This is a genomic window from Paraburkholderia sp. BR10937, assembly GCF_040965695.1.
GTDB lineage: Bacteria > Pseudomonadota > Gammaproteobacteria > Burkholderiales > Burkholderiaceae > Paraburkholderia.
This window is the reverse complement of record NZ_JBFRCL010000007.1, coordinates 151,912-172,867: the sequence shown is the minus strand read 5'-3', so window position 1 is coordinate 172,867 and position 20,956 is coordinate 151,912. Positions and strand designations below refer to the sequence as shown.

General features: G+C 64.6%; 18 protein-coding genes. 17 read left to right on the top strand and 1 reads right to left on the bottom strand.

The window, feature by feature from the left end; all coding sequences use genetic code 11:
• The first annotated feature begins 59 nt into the window (after positions 1-59).
• From gyrA to cysM, 17 genes are all read left to right on the top strand, one after another.
• On the top strand, positions 60-2,657 hold the full coding sequence (gene gyrA, locus AB4Y44_RS08615; RefSeq protein WP_368699231.1) for a DNA gyrase subunit A: 2,598 nt from the start codon (positions 60-62) through the stop codon (positions 2,655-2,657).
• A 196-nt stretch (positions 2,658-2,853) separates the two neighbouring features.
• Positions 2,854-3,462: a DUF2059 domain-containing protein gene (locus tag AB4Y44_RS08610; protein ID WP_069262944.1), complete on the top strand. Its 609-nt coding sequence runs from the start codon at positions 2,854-2,856 to the stop codon at positions 3,460-3,462.
• A gap of 222 nt (positions 3,463-3,684) precedes the next feature.
• On the top strand, positions 3,685-4,767 hold the full coding sequence (serC, locus tag AB4Y44_RS08605; RefSeq protein ID WP_342924985.1) for a 3-phosphoserine/phosphohydroxythreonine transaminase: 1,083 nt from the start codon (positions 3,685-3,687) through the stop codon (positions 4,765-4,767).
• Positions 4,768-4,829: 62 nt separating this feature from the next.
• Positions 4,830-5,915 (top strand): prephenate dehydratase, encoded by a 1,086-nt coding sequence (pheA, locus tag AB4Y44_RS08600; protein ID WP_069262643.1) that lies wholly within the window; start codon positions 4,830-4,832, stop codon positions 5,913-5,915.
• A gap of 129 nt (positions 5,916-6,044) precedes the next feature.
• On the top strand, positions 6,045-7,166 hold the full coding sequence (hisC, locus tag AB4Y44_RS08595; protein WP_368699230.1) for a histidinol-phosphate transaminase: 1,122 nt from the start codon (positions 6,045-6,047) through the stop codon (positions 7,164-7,166).
• A gap of 42 nt (positions 7,167-7,208) precedes the next feature.
• On the top strand, positions 7,209-8,153 hold the full coding sequence (locus AB4Y44_RS08590) for a prephenate dehydrogenase (protein WP_368699229.1): 945 nt from the start codon (positions 7,209-7,211) through the stop codon (positions 8,151-8,153).
• Between the two features lie 81 nt (positions 8,154-8,234).
• Positions 8,235-9,539, top strand: coding sequence for a 3-phosphoshikimate 1-carboxyvinyltransferase (gene aroA, locus AB4Y44_RS08585; protein ID WP_368699228.1), 1,305 nt, complete (start codon positions 8,235-8,237; stop codon positions 9,537-9,539).
• 28 nt (positions 9,540-9,567) lie between these two features.
• Positions 9,568-10,251, top strand: a complete 684-nt coding sequence (gene cmk / locus AB4Y44_RS08580; RefSeq protein WP_368699227.1) for a (d)CMP kinase — start codon at positions 9,568-9,570, stop codon at positions 10,249-10,251.
• Positions 10,252-10,432: 181 nt separating this feature from the next.
• A complete protein-coding gene (rpsA, locus tag AB4Y44_RS08575; RefSeq protein ID WP_258365450.1) occupies positions 10,433-12,163 on the top strand; it encodes a 30S ribosomal protein S1 in 1,731 nt (576 codons plus the stop codon).
• A 25-nt stretch (positions 12,164-12,188) separates the two neighbouring features.
• Complete coding sequence (locus tag AB4Y44_RS08570) at positions 12,189-12,512, top strand: integration host factor subunit beta (protein ID WP_027817382.1); 324 nt, start codon at positions 12,189-12,191, stop codon at positions 12,510-12,512.
• Between the two features lie 295 nt (positions 12,513-12,807).
• On the top strand, positions 12,808-13,101 hold the full coding sequence (locus AB4Y44_RS08565; protein ID WP_201695552.1) for a lipopolysaccharide assembly protein LapA domain-containing protein: 294 nt from the start codon (positions 12,808-12,810) through the stop codon (positions 13,099-13,101).
• 64 nt (positions 13,102-13,165) lie between these two features.
• Positions 13,166-14,341, top strand: a complete 1,176-nt coding sequence (gene lapB, locus AB4Y44_RS08560; RefSeq protein ID WP_368699226.1) for a lipopolysaccharide assembly protein LapB — start codon at positions 13,166-13,168, stop codon at positions 14,339-14,341.
• A gap of 100 nt (positions 14,342-14,441) precedes the next feature.
• Positions 14,442-15,839 (top strand): UDP-glucose/GDP-mannose dehydrogenase family protein, encoded by a 1,398-nt coding sequence (locus AB4Y44_RS08555; RefSeq protein WP_368699225.1) that lies wholly within the window; start codon positions 14,442-14,444, stop codon positions 15,837-15,839.
• A complete protein-coding gene (gene rfaE1, locus AB4Y44_RS08550; protein WP_342924979.1) occupies positions 15,811-16,815 on the top strand; it encodes a D-glycero-beta-D-manno-heptose-7-phosphate kinase in 1,005 nt (334 codons plus the stop codon). Before AB4Y44_RS08555 ends, rfaE1 begins: the two co-directional genes overlap by 29 nt.
• A gap of 105 nt (positions 16,816-16,920) precedes the next feature.
• Positions 16,921-17,913: an ADP-glyceromanno-heptose 6-epimerase gene (rfaD, locus tag AB4Y44_RS08545; RefSeq protein WP_266230892.1), complete on the top strand. Its 993-nt coding sequence runs from the start codon at positions 16,921-16,923 to the stop codon at positions 17,911-17,913.
• Between the two features lie 73 nt (positions 17,914-17,986).
• Positions 17,987-18,334 carry a helix-hairpin-helix domain-containing protein gene (locus AB4Y44_RS08540; protein ID WP_342924978.1) on the top strand — a complete coding sequence of 116 codons (348 nt, stop codon included), beginning with the start codon at positions 17,987-17,989 and terminating at the stop codon, positions 18,332-18,334.
• A gap of 264 nt (positions 18,335-18,598) precedes the next feature.
• The gene (cysM, locus tag AB4Y44_RS08535; RefSeq protein ID WP_342924977.1) at positions 18,599-19,501 is read left to right on the top strand and encodes a cysteine synthase CysM; all 903 of its coding nucleotides are present in this window, start codon (positions 18,599-18,601) and stop codon (positions 19,499-19,501) included.
• A 68-nt stretch (positions 19,502-19,569) separates the two neighbouring features.
• Here the strand turns inward: cysM and mltB are convergent, their stop codons facing one another.
• Positions 19,570-20,874, bottom strand: a complete 1,305-nt coding sequence (gene mltB, locus AB4Y44_RS08530) for a lytic murein transglycosylase B (protein ID WP_368699224.1) — start codon at positions 20,872-20,874, stop codon at positions 19,570-19,572.
• Between the last annotated feature and the right edge of the window lie 82 nt (positions 20,875-20,956).

The following is a 20,956-nucleotide window of genomic DNA, read 5'->3' as shown; positions in this document are numbered from 1 at the left end:
GCGCTCTTCCAGTTGGGGCGAGGCGTTAGCACACCGCGTGCCCAAATAAGACATCGATAATGGATCAATTCGCCAAAGAGACTCTGCCAATCTCCCTCGAGGAGGAAATGCGCCGCTCGTATCTCGATTACGCGATGAGCGTGATCGTCGGGCGAGCACTTCCGGATGTTCGTGACGGCCTGAAGCCCGTCCACCGGCGCGTGCTCTACGCAATGCACGAGCTGAATAACGACTGGAACCGCGCTTACAAGAAGTCGGCGCGTATCGTCGGCGACGTCATCGGTAAGTACCACCCCCACGGCGACACGGCTGTCTACGACACGATCGTGCGGATGGCGCAGGATTTTTCGCTGCGCTACATGCTGGTCGACGGCCAGGGCAACTTCGGCTCCATCGACGGCGACAACGCCGCCGCCATGCGATACACCGAAATCCGCATGGCGAAGATCGGGCACGAGCTGCTGGCCGACATCGACAAGGAAACGGTCGACTTCGGGCCGAACTACGACGGCAGCGAGAGCGAGCCGCAGATCCTCCCCGCGCGCATTCCGAACCTGCTCATCAACGGTTCGTCGGGTATCGCGGTCGGCATGGCCACGAACATTCCGCCGCACAATCTCAATGAAGTCGTCGACGCTTGCCAGCATCTGCTGAAGAGCCCGCAGGCAACGGTCGACGAGCTGATCGAGATCATTCCCGCACCCGACTTTCCGACCGCCGGCATTATTTATGGCGTCGCCGGCGTGCGCGACGGCTATCGCACCGGCCGCGGCCGCGTCGTGATGCGCGCGGCCACGCACTTCGAGGAAATTGATCGCGGTCAACGTATGGCGATCATCGTCGACGAGTTGCCGTATCAGGTGAACAAGCGTTCGTTGCTCGAACGCATTGCCGAGCTCGTCAACGAGAAGAAGCTCGAAGGCATCTCCGATATTCGCGACGAATCCGACAAGAGCGGCATGCGTGTCGTGATCGAGCTCAAGCGCGGCGAAGTGCCCGAGGTCATCCTCAACAATCTTTACAAGGCGACGCAGCTGCAGGACACGTTCGGCATGAACATGGTCGCGCTCGTGGACAACCAGCCGAAGCTGCTGAACCTGAAGGAAATGCTCGAGCATTTCCTCTCGCATCGCCGCGAAGTGCTCACGCGTCGCACGGTGTACGAACTGCGCAAGGCGCGCGAACGTGGCCACGTGCTCGAAGGTCTCGCTGTTGCGCTCGCGAACATCGACGATTTCATCGAGCTGATCAAGGCGGCGCCGACGCCGCCCATCGCGAAGCAGGAGTTGATGAACCGTTCGTGGGACTCGTCGCTCGTGCGCGAGATGCTCACGCGCGCGGAGCAGGACAACGCGGCGGCGGGCGGGCGCGAAGCCTACCGTCCGGAAGGGCTGAACCCGCAATATGGTATGCAGTCCGACGGCCTCTACCGTCTGTCGGACACGCAGGCGCAGGAAATCCTGCAAATGCGCCTCCAGCGCCTGACCGGCCTGGAGCAGGACAAGATCATCGGCGAGTACCGCGAAGTGATGGCGCAGATCGCCGACCTGCTCGACATCCTTGCGCGCCCCGAGCGCGTAACTGTCATGATCTCCGACGAACTCACCTCGATCAAGAGCGAATTCGGCGACGCCCGCCGCTCGAAGATCGAGATGAACGCCACGGAGCTCAACACCGAAGACCTGATCACGCCGCAGGACATGGTCGTGACCATGTCGCACGCCGGTTATGTGAAATCGCAGCCGTTGTCGGAATATCGTGCCCAAAAGCGCGGAGGTCGCGGCAAGCAGGCGACTTCGATGAAGGACGACGACTGGATCGACACGCTCTTCATTGCCAACACGCACGACCACATCCTGTGCTTCTCGAATCGCGGCCGCGTGTACTGGGTGAAGGTGTATGAGGTGCCGCAGGGTTCGCGCAACTCGCGCGGCCGTCCGATCGTCAACATGTTCCCGCTGCAGGATGGCGAGAAGATCACGGTCGTGCTGCCGGTCAAGGAATTCTCGGCTGACAAGTTTGTTTTCATGGCCACCGCGCTCGGCACGGTAAAGAAGACGCCGCTCGAAGCCTTTAGCCGCCCGTTGCGCAAGGGTATTATTGCGGTCGGTCTCGACGACGGCGACTACCTGATCGGCGCAGCGATCACCGACGGCGAACACGACGTGATGCTGTTCTCCGACGCCGGCAAGGCGGTGCGCTTCGACGAGAACGACGTGCGCCCGATGGGCCGCGAAGCGCGCGGCGTGCGCGGCATGCAGCTCGAAGACAATCAGCAGGTCATCGCGCTCCTCGTGGCGGGCGACGAGCAGCAGTCGGTGCTCACCGCAACCGAGAACGGCTACGGCAAGCGCACCCCGATCACGGAGTACACGCGCCATGGCCGCGGCACGAAGGGCATGATCGCGATCCAGACTTCGGAGCGTAACGGCAAGGTGGTTGCGGCCACACTCGTCGACTCCGAAGCGCAGATCATGTTGATCACCACCACGGGCGTTTTGATTCGCACCCGCGTGTCGGAAATTCGCGAAATGGGCCGTGCAACGCAAGGTGTTACACTCATCAGCCTTGACGAAGGTACGAAGCTTTCCGGACTGCAGCAGGTCGCCGAAGCGGACGCAGAAGGTGAGGGCGAAGCGGGCGAAGGCGAAGAGTGATGCGTTATCCGGGCCCGCACAAGCGTGTTCAATCGATGCGCTTACGCGGGCTTTAAGGTGGGTTTCAGCGAACCTTGTTAGTGTCAGCGAAATGAATGGTATGCCGGGCGGACCGGTGAGCGGGCGCATAGCGTAACGCGGCGCCCCGCAGTCCGCGCGGCAGTGCAAATCGATTAATTTCTCAAAGGGAGTAATGATGCAAAAACGATTCAAGCAGGTGATGTTGCTGGCCGCTCTCGTGCCGACGTTTGCCATGGCTCAGGCGCTCCAGAACCAGGCGCCCGCCCCCCAGGCACCGGCAGCGGCTGCAGCACCCGTCGATCCGGCCAAGCAAGCCGCGATCAAGGACCTGCTCGACGCGATCGACGCACAGAAGCTCGTCGGCGCAATCGGCAACAGCGCCCAGATGCAAGCCAAGCAGCTCGTCCCGGCGATCCTGTCGGACGCGCTCTCGGAAAACAAGACGATGACGGACAAGCAGAAGCAAGCTGCCGTTCCGTCGCTGCAGAAGAATGCCGTGCCGAAGCTGGTTGACTCGGCAGGCCAGGTCTTCGCGACCGACTCGTTCAAGACGGACGCCATGCAAGCTCAGTACGACGCCTACGCGAAGTACTACAGCACGCAGGAAATCAAGGACCTGACGACGTTCTACCGCAGCCCGACCGGCCGCAAGTTCATTCAGGTTCAAGACCAGGTTGGCCGCGACGTCGTGAACAGCCTGATGCAGAAGTACATGCCGCAGTCGATCAAGGCAACGCGCGACCAGGCCGACAAGGAAGTCGCTTCGGTCAAGGTCGGCAAGTAAGCCTGGCAGTTAAGCCCTTCTGGTCCGCAGCCATGACGTACGATAGCGGGGCCGGATCGGCCGCATAGACCGGGGAGCCCACCGCCGCGCCGTGCGTGGCGGGTTCCCGGCGACAATGCGATAATGGTCGTTTGCGCGGTGAGCGCAAGCGGCCATTTTCTTTTTTCTGGCGTGTTTTCCGGCGGTTTTTGCCACAGCGCCTGCCTCGGGGATCCCTTTACGATGCGCGTCTACAACTTCTCAGCCGGACCGGCAGCGTTGCCAGAGGAAGTCCTGCGTCAGGCCGCTGATGAAATGCTCGACTGGCACGGCAGCGGCATGGGCGTGATGGAAATGAGCCATCGCGGCCCGGAATTCATGCAGATCCACGCCGAGGCGCTGCTCGATCTGCGCGAGTTGATGCAGGTCCCCGCAAGTCACCAGATCCTGTTCCTGCAGGGCGGCGGCATCGGCGAAAACGCGATCGTGCCGCTCAACCTGTTTGGCTCGAAGCCGCGCGCCGACTTCGTCGTGACCGGCTCCTGGTCGCAGAAGTCACAGAAGGAAGCGCTCAAGTACGGCGAAGCGCATATCGCCGCGACGGGCCGCACCGAGGCCGGCTTCACGCATTCGCCGCCGAAGAGCGAGTGGCAGCTCTCCGACGACCCCGCCTACGTGCACCTGTGCACGAACGAGACGATCGACGGCGTCGAGACCTTCGAGATTCCCGACCTCGGCGACATTCCGCTCGTGGCCGACGCCTCGTCGCACATCCTCTCGCGCCCGATGGACATCGCCAAGTACGGCGTGCTTTACGGCGGCGCGCAGAAGAACATCGGCATGGCGGGCGTGACGGTCGTGATCGTGCGCGAGGACCTGCTCGACCGCTCGATGCCGATCTGTCCTTCGGCGTTCGAATGGAAGACCGTGGCCGCGAACAATTCGATGTTCAACACGCCGCCGACCTACGCGATCTATATCGCCGGCCTCGTGTTCAAGTGGTTGAAGCGTCAGGGCGGTCTCGAAGTCATCGAGGCGCGCAATGTGGAAAAAGCGAAGCTGCTCTACGACACGATCGACGCGAGCAGCTTCTATATCAACAAGGTGGAGCGCCGCGCGCGCTCGCGGATGAACGTGCCGTTCTTCCTCGCCGACGAAACACGTAACGCAGATTTCCTCGCCGGCGCCAAAGAGCGCGGGCTGTTGCAGCTGAAGGGCCACAAGTCCGTCGGCGGCATGCGGGCATCGATTTACAACGCGGTGCCACTCGAGGCAGTGAAGGCGCTGGTCGGGTACATGAAGGAATTCGAGGCGAAGCACGCGTAAGCGCTCCTCGCTCACGGGCGAAGCGGCGCCGCGCGCATCCTTTCAGATTGCCGGTTTCACGCATGGACGACGAACTCAACTCCCAACTCAAGCCGCTGCGCGAACGCATCGATGCGATCGACGCGCAGCTCATCGCGCTCCTGAACCAGCGCGCCTCGGTCGCGCTCGAAGTGGGCGAGGTCAAGAAGCATTTCAACGCGCCGGTGTTTCGCCCGGAGCGCGAGCAACAGGTGATCGAGCGCCTGCAGAACATGAGCGACGGCCCGCTCGGCAACGATCACATCAGCGCGATCTGGCGCGAGATCATGGCCGCGAGCCGTTCGCTCGAAAAGACGATTTCGGCCGCGTTCCTCGGCCCGGTCGGCACCTATAGCGAACAGGCGATGTACCAGTACTTCGGTCAGTCGATCGAAGGTCTGCCGTGCCCGTCGATCGACGAGGTGTTCCGCTCGGTCGAGGCGGGCGCCGCCGAGTTCGGCGTCGTGCCGGTCGAGAACTCGACCGAGGGCGCCGTTTCGCGCACGCTCGACCTGTTCCTCGAAACGCAACTCGTCATTGGCGGCGAAATCGCGTTGCCGATTCAGCACAATCTGATGACGCAAAGCGGCAACCTGCAAGGCGTGACGCGCGTGTGCGCGCATCCGCAGGCGCTTGCGCAGTGCCAGCACTGGTTGACGGCGAACGCGCCGCAGCTCGAGCGTCAGAGCGTGTCGAGCAATGCGGAGGCCGCACGTCTCGCCGCCGCCGACCCGACGGTCGCCGCGATTGCGGGCGATCGCGCCGCCACGCACTACGGTCTGCTGATCGCGAACGCGCTGATCCAGGACGACCCGCACAACCGCACGCGCTTCGTGATGATCGGCAAGCAACCGGCTGGCGCGACGGGTCGCGACCAGACCTCGATGATCGTGTCGGTGAAGAACGAGCCGGGCGCGGTGTACAAGCTGCTCGAGCCGCTCGCGCGCCACAGCGTGTCGATGACGCGTTTCGAATCGCGGCCGGCGCGCCTTGGCAGCACGTGGGAGTACTACTTCTACATCGACTTCGAAGGTCATCGCGACGAACCCGCCGTGGCCGCCGCGCTCGACGAACTCAGCAAGAAGGCCGCGTATCTGAAGATCCTTGGCTCGTATCCGCGCGCACGCTAACGCGCGGAAGGCGCGGGCGGCTTGCCGCCAACCGCCGCCCGCCGCATGAGGATGCCGGGCGGCGCGCCTTTGCCGATCCGCCCGGTTGAGACCGTTGTACGCCCGGCGCCTTGAGCCCTGGAGAGACGCATGACCACGCAATTCGGCCCCTCGTATGTGCGCGCTATCGCGCCTTACATCGCCGGCAAACCGATTTCCGAAGTCGCGCGCGAGTTCGGACTCGACGAAGCGCGCATCGTGAAGCTCGCGTCGAACGAGAATCCGCTCGGTATGCCCGAATCGGCGCAACGCGCGATCGTGCAGGCGGCGAGCGAACTGGGCCGCTATCCCGATTCGAACGCGTTCGAGTTGAAGGCCGCGCTGGCCGCGCGCTACGACGTGCCGTCCGAATGGATCACGCTCGGCAACGGCAGCAACGACATTCTCGAAATGGCCGCGCATGCGTTCGTCGAGCGCGGTCAGGCGATCGTTTATTCGCAGTACTCGTTCGCCGTCTACGCACTCGCGACCCAGGGCCTCGGCGCGCGCCATATCGTGACGCCGGCGGTGCGCTACGGCCACGATCTCGACGCGATGCTGGCGGCGATCGACGAAGATACGCGTCTTGTGTTCGTGGCGAACCCGAACAACCCGACCGGGACGTTCGTCGACGGCGCGACGCTCGAGGCGTTCATCGCGAAGGTGCCCGCGCATGTCGCGGTCGTGCTCGACGAGGCGTACACGGAATACCTCGCGGCTGAGAAGCGCTATGACTCGATCGCGTGGGTGCGCCGCTATCCGAACCTGCTCGTTTCGCGCACGTTCTCGAAAGCCTACGGACTCGCCGGCCTGCGTATCGGCTTCGCGATCGCACAGCCGGAACTGATCGATCTGCTCAACCGTCTGCGCCAGCCGTTCAACGTCAACACGCTCGCGCAGGCCGCTGCGATTGCCGCGCTCGGCGACATGCCGTTCCTCGAGCGCAGTGCGGCGCTCAACGCCGCGGGCTATCGCACGCTCACCGCGGCATTCGAGCGCCTCGGCCTCGAATACGTGCCGTCGGACGGCAATTTCGTGCTGGTGCGCGTGGCGAAGGACGCAGCGGACGACGGCGCCGGCGAGCGCGTGAATCTCGCGCTGCTCAAGCAAGCCGTGATCGTGCGTCCGGTGGGCAACTACGGCCTGCCGCAGTGGCTGCGTGTGACGATCGGCTTGCCCGAGGAGAACGCGGCATTCGTCGCGGCCCTCGAGCGCGCGCTTGGTGCCCAATGAGCGCGCCGTGAGCGCGCAACCCTTACCTTTTTCGGTGACGTCGTGAGTGCGTTTTCGTTTAACAAACTGGTGATTTTCGGCGTGGGCCTGATCGGCGGGTCGCTCGCGCGCGCGTTGCGCGAGCGCGGTTCGCACGGCGGCCAGGGCGCGCAGGTGATCGGCGTGGGCCGCAGCGCAAAGTCGGTATCGCGCGCGCTCGAACTGGGCGTGATCGACGCCGCCGCGACGCTCGACGACGAAGCGGCGCTCGCCGCCGCGCTCGCCGGCGCCGATATCGTGCTGATCGCGGCTCCCGTCGCGCAAACCCAGGCGCTGCTCGAGCGCATCGCGCCGCACCTGGGGCAGGCAACCATCGTGACCGACGCCGGCAGCACCAAGAGCGACGTGATCGCCGCGGCCCGTGCCGCGCTCGGCGCGCGCATCGCCCAGTTCGTGCCGGGGCATCCGATCGCCGGGCGCGAGTCGAGCGGCGTCGACGCCGCGTTGCCCGATCTTTATGTCGGCCGCAACGTCGTGCTGTGCCCGCTCGCGGAAAACGCGCCGGCAGCAGTCGAGCGCATCGCTGCGATGTGGCGCGCCACGGGCGCCGTGATCGGCGAGATGCCGGCCGCGCAGCACGATCGCGTGTTCGCGTCGGTGAGTCATCTGCCGCATGTGTTGTCGTTTGCGCTCGTCGACCAGATTCTCGCGTCGCCCGACGCCCAGCTGAAATTCTCGTTCGCCGCGGGCGGCTTCCGCGACTTCACGCGCATTGCCGCGTCGAGCCCCGAAATGTGGCGCGACGTGTGCCTCGCGAACCGCGCCGCGCTGCTCGCCGAACTCGACGGCTACACTGAGGTGCTGGCCAGGCTGCGCGCGGCCATCGACGCCGGCGACGGTGCAGCGCTCGAAACCGTGTTTGCACGTTCGCGTGCGGCGCGCGAGGCGTGGCAGGAACGCGGCGGGAAGGGCGCGGCGGCGACAATCGATACAGCACCAGGCAAATAAGCAAGCAGGACCAGACCGACGGCGCGAGCGCCGCAACCTCAGGCAATCTCAGGCAACACCAGGCATTCTCAGGACACGCTCATGGAACACCTCGATCTCGGACCGTTCACCCGTGCGTCCGGCACGATCCGTCTGCCCGGCTCGAAGAGCATCTCGAACCGCGTGCTGCTGCTCGCCGCGCTGGCCGAGGGCGAAACGACCATCACGAACCTGCTCGAGTCCGACGACACGCGCGTGATGCTCGACGCGCTGGAAAAGCTCGGCGTGAAGCTCAAGCGCGAGGACGACACCTGCGTCGTGCAGGGCACGCGCGGCGCGTTCCAGGCGGTGCGCGCGGATCTCTTCCTCGGCAACGCAGGCACGGCGGTGCGTCCGCTCACGGCCGCGCTCGCGGTGAACGGCGGCGACTACCGCATTCACGGCGTGCCGCGCATGCACGAGCGGCCCATCGGCGACCTCGTCGACGGCCTGCGCCAGATCGGCGCGAAGATCGATTACGAAGAAAACGAAGGCTATCCGCCGCTGCGCATCCGCCCCGCGCCGATTTCGGTCGAGGCGCCCATCCGCGTGCGCGGCGACGTGTCGAGCCAGTTCCTCACAGCGCTTCTGATGACGCTGCCGCTCGTGCGCGCCAAGGACGGCGTGACGATCGTCGAGGTGGACGGCGAGTTGATCTCCAAGCCCTACATCGAAATCACGATCAAGCTGATGGAGCGCTTCGGCGTGAAGGTCGAGCGCCACGGCTGGCATCGCTTCGAGATCCCGGCAGGCGTGCGCTATCAGTCGCCGGGCAAGATCATGGTCGAGGGCGATGCATCGAGCGCGTCATACTTCCTCGCCGCGGGCGCGATCGGCGGCGGCCCGCTGCGCGTCGAAGGCGTGGGACGATCGAGTATCCAGGGCGACGTTGCCTTCACCGCGGCGCTCATGCGCATGGGCGCGAACGTCACGGTCGCCGACGACTGGATCGAGGTGCGCGGGATCGGCAACGATCACGGCAAGCTCGACCCCATCGACATGGACTTCAACCTGATTCCAGACGCGGCCATGACGATCGCCGTGGCGGCGCTCTTCGCCGACGGCGCGACCACGCTGCGCAACATCGCGAGCTGGCGCGTGAAGGAAACCGACCGCATCGCCGCGATGGCCACGGAACTGCGCAAGGTGGGCGCGAACGTGGAAGAGGGCCCCGACTACCTGATCGTGCGTCCTCCCGAGAAGCTTACGCCGAACGCCGCGATCGACACCTACGACGATCACCGCATGGCGATGTGCTTCTCGCTCGTGAGCCTCGGCGGCGTGCCGGTGCGCATCAACGACCCGAAGTGCGTCGGCAAGACGTTCCCCGATTATTTCGAGCGCTTCCTCGCGCTCGCGCAACCTTGATTCAAATGAAGCCGAGTACCTTTGCCGCATGAAATCGACCCGTCCCTTTTATCCGACGCCCGTCATCACGATCGACGGCCCGACCGCCTCCGGCAAGGGCACGGTGGCCGCGCTGGTCGCCGCGCAACTCGGCTTTCACCTGCTCGACAGCGGCGCGCTGTACCGGCTGGCGGCGCTCGCGAGCGTGCGCTACGCGATTGCCGCCGACGACGCCGAGAGCCTTGCGAAGCTGATCGACGATCTCCATATCACGTTCCGCGAGGGGCTTGCGCAGCTCGACGGCGTCGACGTTTCGAACGAAATCCGTGCCGAGGAAGTGGGCAATCGCGCCTCGATGATCGCCGCGCATCCGGCCGTGCGCACCGCGCTCGTGGCGCGCCAGCGGGCGTTTCGCAAGCTTCCCGGGCTCGTCGCGGACGGCCGCGACATGGGCACCGTGATCTTCCCGGACGCCGTCCTGAAGGTGTTTTTGACGGCCAGCGTGGAGGCCCGCGCGGCCCGCCGGCATAAGCAATTGATCCAAAAAGGTTTTTCTGCTAATATGGATGACTTGCTTCGGGATTTGCGTGAACGCGACGCGCGCGACAGTAACCGCGCGGCCGCGCCGCTCAAGCCTGCAGCGGATGCGCAGCTTCTCGATACCTCGGCGCTCTCCGTCGACCAGGCGGTCGAACAGGTGGTGCAGTGGTATCAGGCATTGCCGGTGCGGTAGTCAACGAACGCGGCAAAGCGCAGTAAAGAAAGCAGTAAGCAGTGCCAGTTGGTGCCCTGGAAAGAAACAGGGCGTGTGTTAAACCCTTTAACCCCGTATGGCTTTTGCATCTGCGCCGCGAGCATCGTGTTCCGGCCTCAACGCCCGGCAGTCAAAACTGGCTGGCAGGGCAGCGAAAACCATGCAAATCCAGATTTTTATGTCCGACCTGCAAACCTCCACCCCGAATACCGAATCTTTCGCGGCTCTGTTCGAAGAGTCGCTGACCCGCCAGGACATGCGCGCCGGCGAAGTCATCTCCGCTGAAGTCGTGCGCGTCGACCACAACTTCGTGGTCGTCAACGCTGGCCTGAAGTCCGAGGCCTATATTCCCATCGAGGAATTCCTGAACGACCAGGGCGAAGTGGAGGTTCAGGCGGGTGATTTCGTTTCCGTCGCGATCGACGCGCTGGAAAACGGCTACGGCGACACCATCCTGTCGCGCGACAAGGCGAAGCGTCTCGCTTCGTGGCTGTCGCTGGAAAAGGCTCTCGACAACAACGAACTCGTGACCGGCACGATCACGGGCAAGGTCAAGGGCGGCATGACCGTCATGGTCAACGGCATCCGCGCGTTCCTGCCGGGTTCGCTCGTCGACACGCGTCCGGTCAAGGACACGACGCCGTACGAAGGCAAGACCCTCGAATTCCGCGTCATCAAGCTCGACCGCAAGCGTAACAACGTCGTGCTGTCGCGCCGCGCAGTGATCGAAGCCACGCAAGGCGAAGAGCGCGCAAAGCTGCTCGAAACGCTCAAGGAAGGCGCGATCGTCAACGGCGTGGTCAAGAACATCACCGACTACGGCGCGTTCGTGGACCTCGGCGGCATCGACGGCCTGCTGCACATCACCGACATCGCATGGCGTCGCGTGCGTCACCCGAGCGAAGTTCTCTCGGTTGGCCAGGAAGTCACCGCGAAGATCCTCAAGTTCGACCAGGAAAAGAACCGCGTTTCGCTCGGTATCAAGCAACTGGGCGACGATCCGTGGGAAGGCATCTCGCGCCGTTACCCGTCGGGCACGCGCCTGTTCGGCAAGGTCACGAACATCACCGACTACGGCGCATTCGTCGAAGTCGAATCGGGCATCGAAGGCCTGGTTCACGTGTCGGAAATGGACTGGACCAACAAGAACGTTGCTCCGTCGAAGGTTGTCCAGCTGGGCGACGAAGTCGAAGTCATGGTCCTCGAGATCGACGAAGACCGCCGCCGCATCTCGCTCGGCATGAAGCAGTGCAAGCCGAATCCGTGGGATGACTTCAGCCGCAACTTCAAGAAGGGCGACAAGCTGCAAGGCGCAATCAAGTCGATCACCGACTTCGGCGTGTTCATCGGTCTGCCTGGCGGCATCGACGGTCTGGTTCACCTTTCGGACCTGTCGTGGTCGGAAGCTGGCGAAGAAGCCGTTCGCAAGTACAAGAAGGGCGACGAAGTCGAAGCCGTGGTTCTGGGCATCGACGTCGAGAAGGAACGCATTTCGCTCGGCATCAAGCAGCTCGAAGGCGACCCGTTCAGCAACTTCGTTGCTGTCAACGACAAGGGTTCGATCGTCGACGGCGTGGTCAAGTCGGTTGACGCCAAGGGCGCGGTCGTGACGCTGAACGCCGACGTCGAAGGCTACCTGCGTGCTTCGGAAATCGCGCAAGACCGCGTGGAAGATGCTCGCAACGTGCTGAAGGAAGGCGACAAGGTCAACGCGATGATCATCAACATCGATCGCAAGTCGCGTGGCATCAACCTGTCGATCAAGGCGAAGGACTCGGCTGAAACGCAGGAAGCACTGCGCAGCATGTCGGCTGATTCGGGTCAGGCTGCCACCGGCACGACCAACCTCGGCGCGCTGCTGAAGGCCAAGCTCGACGGCCAGAACCAGTAAGCCTCAAACGGGGGCAAGCTGAAGTATGACCAAATCTGAATTGGTCGCGCAGCTGGCTACGCGATTTCCGCAACTTGTTCTCAAGGACGCGGATTTCGCGGTCAAGACGATGCTCGATGCGATGTCCGAGGCGCTTGCCAAGGGCCATCGCATCGAAATTCGTGGCTTTGGCAGCTTCGGCCTGAATCGTCGGCCGTCGCGCGTCGGTCGCAATCCCAAGTCGGGTGAAAAGGTGCTGGTGCCTGAGAAGTTCGTGCCGCACTTCAAGCCGGGCAAGGAACTGCGCGAGCGCGTGGACCGTAATTCGGGCGAGCCGCTGAAGGCGGACGAGCCGGACGACGACCTGTAAGCGTTGGATCGTTTTCGATTTGGCGATTGCGGTCGTCGGCGGTCAATGCCAGATGGCCAGAATGCATGGACCGGTAAAAAGCGCTGGGGGTGAACCACCCCGGCGCTTTTTTTTCGTCCGCGCCTTTTCGACGCGGTTAGTTCCGGCAAGCCGGGTTGGCTCGCTCGGCGCTCGCTCACACGTGTCGGCCCGCGAGCCGTTCAATTACAATACGGGACACTTCGGCGCGGCTTGTGCTGCGGCGCAGCATGTCCGCCGTGCCGGCGCCTTTCTCAACTGCCAAGAGAATCCTTCAATGAGATTGATCGCCTGGGTGATCCGTGTGCTGGTGTTCGTACTGCTGCTCGTACTCGCGCTCGCCAACACGCAAACCGCGACGCTGAACTTTCTGGCCGGATATTCGTGGCAGGCTCCGCTGATCCTGATCGGCCTCGCGTTTTTTGTCGTGGGGCTGCTGGCGGGGCTGCTGTCCGCGCTGCCCGGCGTGTTCCGGCTGCGCATGGAAAACGGCCGCCTCAAGCGCGACTTGCGCGTGGCGCGTGAAACGCCTACGCCGAGCGCCGAGCCGCCGCTGCCGCCGCTCATCTGATTTGTGTTGCCGTGCTGCGCGCCTGAACGCGTGCGGCTGATTTCCCGCTCATACCATCGCTCGCATGGATCTCGATTTTTGGTGGCTCCTCGTCATTCCCGTCGCTTTTGCGCTCGGCTGGATGGCGTCGCGCTACGACCTGAAGGCACTGCTTTCCGAAAGCGCCAACCTGCCGCGCTCGTATTTTCGCGGCCTGAATTTTCTGCTCAACGAGCAGCCGGACAAGGCCATCGACGCGTTCATCGAGGTCGCCAAGCTCGACCCCGAAACCGTCGAGCTGCACTTCGCGCTCGGCAATCTGTTTCGCCGCCGCGGCGAGACCGACCGCGCGATCCGCGTGCATCAGAATCTGCTTTCGCGTTCCGACCTGCCCGTGAACGAGCGCGACCACGCGCTGTATGAACTCGGCCAGGACTTTCTGAAGGCCGGCATGCTCGACCGCGCCGAAGAGACCTTCGGCAAGCTCAAGTCGGGCGACTTCGCGCTCGGCGCACAGCGCGCACTGCTCGCGATCTACGAGATCGAGAAGGACTGGAACCGCTGCATCGACACCGCCCGTCATCTCGAAACGATGGGCGCGGCGTCGCTCGACCTCGAGATCGCGCAGTTCCACTGCGAACTCGCGCACGAAGCTCTTCAGCAGAAGAAGCCCGACGAAGCGCGCCGTCAACTGGCGCTCGCGCTCAAGGCCAACGCGCAGAACGTGCGCGCGACGATCCTCGCGGGCGACGTCGATGCGGCCAGCGGCGATTGCGAGACGGCGCTCGGCCACTGGCGCGAAGTCGAGGCGCAAAATCACGCTTATCTGCCGCTCGTCGCCGAAAAGGTCATGAAGGCCTACGAGACGCTCGGCCGCGCCGAAGAGGGCGCGCAACTGCTCACGACGTGGGTCGACGCGTATCCGTCGAACGACCTGCTCGACGTCGCCTACAAGTATGTCGCCGCGCTGCGCGGTGCCGATGCGGCACACGCGCTCGCCCGCACGCAGATGCAGAAGTCGCCGAACCTCGCCGGCATGGCGCGCCTGCTCGAAGCGCAGCAGGCCACGGCAGAAGAGCCGCGCCGCAGCGAACTCGAGCTGATGCGCAAGCTGCTCCAGCAGCGCACCAAGAACCTGCCTCGCTACACCTGCCAGAACTGCGGCTTCCGGGCGCGCCTCTTCTACTGGCAGTGTCCGGGCTGCAGCGGCTGGGAAACCTATGCGCCGCGCCGCGTCGAGCCGGTTCCCGCGTCGAGCTGAGCCTTAAGGGCGCGCGTGGCCAGCCCGGCACCTGGCAGGCCGCGCCTGGCCGGCCGCGCCCACAATCATTCCAACATCCGCATCTGTCACCGGAGCGCCTATGAAGATCACCATTGTCGGTACCGGCTACGTCGGCCTCGTCACCGGTGCGTGTCTTGCCGAAATCGGCCACGACGTGTTTTGCCTCGATGTCGATCCGCGCAAGATCGAGATCCTGAACGGCGGCGGCGTCCCGATTCACGAGCCGGGCCTGCTCGAACTCATCGCGCGCAACCGCGCGGCCGGGCGCATTACCTTTTCCACCGACATCGCGGCGAGCGTCGAGCACGGCGAGGTGCAGTTCATCGCCGTGGGCACGCCGCCCGACGAAGACGGCTCGGCCGATCTCCAGTACGTGCTCGAGGCGGCGCGCAGCATCGGCCGCCACATGAACGGCTTCAAGGTGGTCGTCGACAAGTCGACGGTGCCGGTCGGCACGGCGCAGCGCGTGCACGGCGTGCTGGCCGAGGAACTGGCGAAGCGCGGCCTTGCGCATAGCGTGGACCACCGCTTCTCAGTCGTCTCGAACCCCGAGTTCCTCAAAGAAGGCGCGGCCGTGGACGACTTCATGCGCCCGGACCGCATCATCATCGGCCTCGACGAGGACGAAAACGGGACCGCCGCGCGCGAGAAGATGAAGCGCCTTTACGCGCCGTTCAACCGCAATCACGAACGCACGATCTACATGGACGTGCGCTCCGCCGAATTCACGAAGTATGCGGCCAACGCCATGCTCGCGACGCGTATCTCGTTCATGAACGAGATGGCGAATCTCGCCGACCGCGTGGGCGCCGACATCGAGTCGGTGCGCCGCGGCATCGGCTCCGATCCGCGCATCGGCTATCACTTTCTCTATGCCGGCTGCGGCTATGGCGGCTCGTGTTTCCCGAAGGACGTGCAGGCGCTGATCCGCACGGCTGCGGAGTCGGGCCAGAACCTGCGCGTGCTCGAAGCGGTCGAGGAGGTCAATCACGGCCAGAAGGAAGTGCTCGTGAAGAAGATCGCCAGCGTGTGCGGCGACGACCTCACCGGCAAGCACTTCGCCGTGTGGGGCCTCGCGTTCAAGCCGAACACCGACGACATGCGCGAAGCGCCGAGCCGCCGCCTGATCGCCGACCTGCTCTCGCGCGGCGCCACGGTGGCGGCGTGGGACCCGGTCGCGGCCGAGGAGGCGCAGCGCGTGTTCGCGCTCGATCTCGCGCACGCGCCGGAGCAGCACGCGCGCCTGACGTTCGCATCGAGCCAGGACGATGCGCTCACGGGCGCGGACGCGCTCGTGATCGTCACCGAGTGGACCGCCTTCAAGGCGCCCGATTTCGCGCATTTGAAGAAGGTGCTCAAGGCACCGCGTATCTTCGACGGACGCAATCTCTACGAGCCCGACGCCATGGCGGAGCTCGGCATTGACTATCACTCGATTGGGCGGCCCCATGTCAATCTCGCAAACTCCGCAGCCTGAAGCCGCGCCCGTCGCCGCGCTTGCTGCTGCCATCTCGGCGGAAGTGCGCGTCGTGCCGCGCGAGAAGCTCGCCACCTCGCGCGTGCTGGTAGTGGGCGACGTCATGCTCGACCGCTACTGGTTCGGCGACGTCAACCGCATCTCGCCGGAAGCGCCGGTGCCGGTCGTGCACGTGCAGCGCAAGGAAGACCGCCTCGGCGGCGCCGCGAACGTCGCACGCAACGCGGCGGCGCTCGGCGCGCACGCAGGACTCCTGTGCGTGGTGGGCCACGACGAGCCCGGCGAGCGCATCGTCGAGCTGCTCGACGAGAGCAACGTGAACGCGTATCTCGAGCGCGATCCCGCCTTGCCGACCACCATCAAGCTGCGCGTGCTGTCGCGCCAGCAACAACTGCTGCGCGTGGACTTCGAAAACACGCCCGCGCACGAGATCCTGCTCGCCGGCCTCGCGCGCTTCGACGCGCTGCTGCCCACGCACGACGTGATCCTGCTCTCCGACTACGCAAAGGGCGGTCTCACGCACGTCACGCAGATGATCGCGAAGGCGCGCGCCGCGGGCAAGGCGGTGCTCGTCGATCCCAAGGGCGACGACTGGGAACGCTATCGCGGCGCGAGCCTCATCACGCCGAACCGCGCGGAGCTGCGCGAAGTGGTGGGCACGTGGAAGTCCGAGGAGGACCTGCACGCGCGCGTGACGAAGCTGCGCCGCGAACTGCAGTTCGACGCGCTGCTGCTCACCCGCTCGGAAGAGGGTATGACGCTCTTTTCCGACGACGGCGCGCTGCACGCGGCGGCCGATGCGCGCGAAGTGTATGATGTCTCGGGCGCCGGCGACACGGTGATCGCGACCGTCGCGGTCATGCTGGGCGCGGGCTTGCCGCTCGTCGAAGGGGTTGCGCTCGCGAATCGCGCGGCCGGCATCGTGGTCGGCAAGCTCGGCACGGCCACCGTCGATTACGACGAACTCTTTCAATAACGTTGTGCACGCGAGCGCGCGGCGCTCGCACCCCGGCCGGAATTTCCGCAGCGTTTTTCCGGCGGGGTATCAACCTCGCGTGAACCTCGTCACCGCAGACCTATCATGACCCTCATCGTCACCGGCGCGGCCGGCTTCATCGGCAGCAACATCGTCAAGGCGCTGAACGAACGCGGCGAAGACCGCATCATCGCCGTCGACAATCTCACCCGCGCGGACAAGTTCAGGAATCTCGTCGATTGCGAGATCGACGACTACATCGACAAGACCGAGTTCGTCGAGCGCTTTGCGCGCGGCGATTTCGGCGACGTGCGCGCGGTGTTCCACGAAGGCGCCTGTTCGGACACGATGGAAACCGACGGCCGCTACATGATGGACAACAACTTCCGCTATAGCCGCGCCGTGCTCGACGCGTGCCTCGCGCAGCGCGTGCAGTTTCTGTATGCGTCGTCGGCGGCGATCTATGGCGGCTCGACGCGCTTCGTCGAGGAGCGCGACGTGGAAGCGCCGCTCAATGTGTACGGCTATTCGAAGTTCCTGTTCGACCAGGTGATCCGCCGCGTGCTGCCCACCGCGCAAAGCCAGATTGCGGGCTTTCGCTATTTCAACGTGTACGGTCCGCGCGAAACGCACAAGGCGCGCATGGCGTCGGTGGCGTTCCACAATTTCAATCAGTTCCGCGCCGAAGGCCGCGTGAAGCTGTTCGGCGAATACAACGGTTATGCGCCGGGCGAGCAGACGCGCGACTTCGTCTCGGTCGAGGACGTGGTGAAGGTGAACCTGTTCTTCTTCGATCATCCGGAGAAGACGGGCATCTTCAATCTGGGCAGCGGCCGGGCCCAGCCGTTCAACGACATCGCCACGACCGTGGTGAACACGCTGCGCGCGATGGAAGGCAAGCCCGCGCTCTCGCTCGCCGAGCAGGTCAAGGAAGGGCTGATCGAGTACATCCCGTTCCCCGACGCGCTGCGCGGCAAGTACCAGTGCTTCACGCAAGCGGACCAGTCGAAGCTGCGCGCAGCGGGCTACGACGCGCCGTTCCTGACGGTGCAGGAAGGCGTGGATCGTTACGTACGTTGGCTTTCTGGCCAGGTGTAACGCGAAGCCCTGACTTCATAAACTGGACTCTCCTCGCCGGCGATGGTCGCCGGCGTTTTCAGGGAGATCCAGCATGTTCCGAAAAGTCCTTGCGGCGGCCGCGCTTCTGGCCGTATTCAGCCACGCCTTCGCGGCCGTGGACGTCAACACTGCCAACGAAGACGCGCTTCGCGGCATCAAGGGCGTGGGGCCGGCGCGCGCCAGGGCCATTCTCGACGAGCGCAGCGCGCACGGCCCGTACAAGGATGCCAGTGACCTCGGCAAGCGCGTGAAGGGCATGGGCGGCCACACCGTCGAACGTTTGCAGGCCGAAGGATTGGCGATCGGCCCCGCGCAGTCGCAGGCGGCCCAGGCGAAGGTTGCGCAGGCAACGCCCGCGAAGGCGGGCGCACAGCAGGCCGCCGTGGCGGTCAAGAAGTAGCATCCCGCTTGCGCTTGCTCCAGCGTTCGCCCCGCGCGTCGTGCTTCACCGTCGCGGGGCGCAGGTTCCTTCAGGTTCCTTCAGGTGTCGCTCAGGTGATGTCGACCCGCGACGTTGACCCGCGGCCCGGGCCGCGGGCTTTTTGCCGCGCTTGGTGGTCGGGTCGCCAGCCTGCGTCCATACCGGCGTCATGGGTCGCCTGCGGTCGCTGCCCGCGTGGTTTAGAATCCACAGGTCACGTCATCGCGCCTCACTGCCATCCCCATGCCCTACAAGACCATTGAAGACACGATCGGCAATACACCGCTCGTGCAGCTCGTCCGCCTGCCGGACGACGAAATCCGCGCCCGCAACAACGTCGTGCTGGCCAAGCTCGAAGGCAACAACCCGGCTGGGTCGGTGAAGGACCGGCCGGCGCTCTCGATGATCCGTAAAGCCGAAGAGCGCGGCCGCATCAAGCCGGGCGACACGCTCATCGAAGCGACGAGCGGCAATACGGGCATCGCGCTCGCCATGGCGGCGGCTATCCGCGGCTACAAGATGGTGCTCATCATGCCGGAGGATCTGTCGGTCGAGCGCCGCCAGAGCATGGCGGCTTACGGCGCCGAAATCATGCTTACGCCGGTCAAGGGCGGCATGGAATATGCGCGCGACCTCGCCGAGCAAATGCAGCGCGACGGCAAGGGCATCATCCTTGACCAGTTCGGAAATCCCGACAATCCGCTTGCGCACTACGAGACCACCGGCCCGGAAATCTGGCGCGACACCGAAGGGCGCATCACGCACTTCGTCTCGTCGATGGGCACGACCGGCACGATCATGGGCACGTCCCAGTTCCTGAAGGAAAAGAATCAGGCGATCGAGATCGTCGGCGCGCAGCCGGAAGAAGGCTCGCGTATTCCGGGCATTCGCAAGTGGCCCGAAGCGTATATGCCGAAGATTTTCGACCGCAGCCGCGTGGATCGCGTGGAGAACGTGAGCCAGGCCGCCGCCGAGAACATGGCGCGCCGTCTTGCCTCGGTCGAAGGCATTTTCGCGGGTATTTCGTCGGGCGGCGCATGCGACGTGGCGATGCGTCTTGCGCGCCAGCTCGAGAACGCGACGATCGTGTTCATCGTCTGCGATCGCGGCGACCGGTATCTCTCGACGGGTGTGTTTCCCGCCTGATTGAAGCGTGGACGCAAAAAAACGGCCTTCGATGTTTCCGAAGGCCGTTTTGCTTTGTAGCGCCGAAATCAGTCTGGCTGAGCGGGAGGCGTCGTGCCCGTACCATTCGGGGCGCTGTTCATCCCGTTGCCATTGCCATTTCCGTTGCCGCCGTTGTCGCCATTTCCGTTCGCGGGGCCCACACCCACGCCCGGCTGCGTTGCCAGCATCTGTGCCTTCACGCGCATGCCCAACTGATACACCGCGAGCGCATAGAAGAAACTGCGGTTATAGCGCGTCAGCACGTAAAAATTCTTGAGGCCGAGCTTGTACTCGGTGCCGCGGCCAGGCGAGGGCAGGTCGATCACCGTGACAGGCGTGCTTGCCTCGGCGGCGATATCCACGTCCGGCTGGTCGAGTACGAGGCCCGAGCGCAGCAACTGGCTCAGCGGCCAGCGTGGTTCGGGCTTGCCGTCGGCGGCGGCCTGGGCGATGCCGAGGCTGCCCGCATCGGTGGCGATGTTCCACACCACGGGCCGCCCCGATTCCCAGCCGTTCTGCCGCAGATAGTTCGCCACGCTGCCGATCGCGTCGGCCGTGCTCGCGCGCAGGTCGATGTGATTGTTGCCCTCGTAGTCCACCGCGTACTGCACGATGCTGCTCGGCAGGAACTGCGGAATGCCGATCGCGCCCGTGTACGAGCCCTGTACCGACGACGGATCGATCTGCGCGTCGCGCGTCCACACGAGGTAGTCCTCGAGGTTCTTGCGGAACGTCGCCATGCGCTCGGCGCGGTTCGGCGTGTTCGGGTAATCGAAGGCGAGCGTGGTGAGCGCATCGAGCACGCGGAAGTTGCCCATGTAGAGGCCGTAGATCGTCTCCACACCGATGATGCCGACGATCACCTCGGGCGGCACGCCGAACTCTTCCGATGCACGCTGCAGCGTGGCCTGGTTCGCGCGCCAGAAGCGCACGCCCGCATTGATGCGCACCGGGTCGAGGAAGCGCGCCTGATACGCGCGCCAGTTCTTCACGCCCGGCACGGGCGAGGGCGTGACGAGCTTCACTGCCGTCGCCGAATAATTCGCGCTCGAGAAAAGCGCATGCAGTGCGGTGGGATCGAAGTCGTAGCGCGCCACCATGTCGTTGATGAAGCCGTCGACGTCCGGATTGTTCGCGTAGCGCTGCGGGACGATTTCCTCTTCGAACGTCTGGCCCTGCGTCGGCGTTTGCGGCTGTGCCTGCGCAACCGTGAGCGGCGTCTGTCGCGATTTCGGCGCGGCAGTTTGCGCGCGCGCCGCGCCGGTGCACAACGCCGCCGCGACGCAAAGCGCGAGTGCGAGGGTCGTGCGACGTGGGCGGCTGGAGGCGGACAGAGCGGTCTTGAGGGTCATGAGAGAGCGGGGGAGAGCGGTCCAGGAAGAACCCGGGCAGTATAACCGAGCGCCTTACGGGAATTGGGCCGTTGCGCGCCGG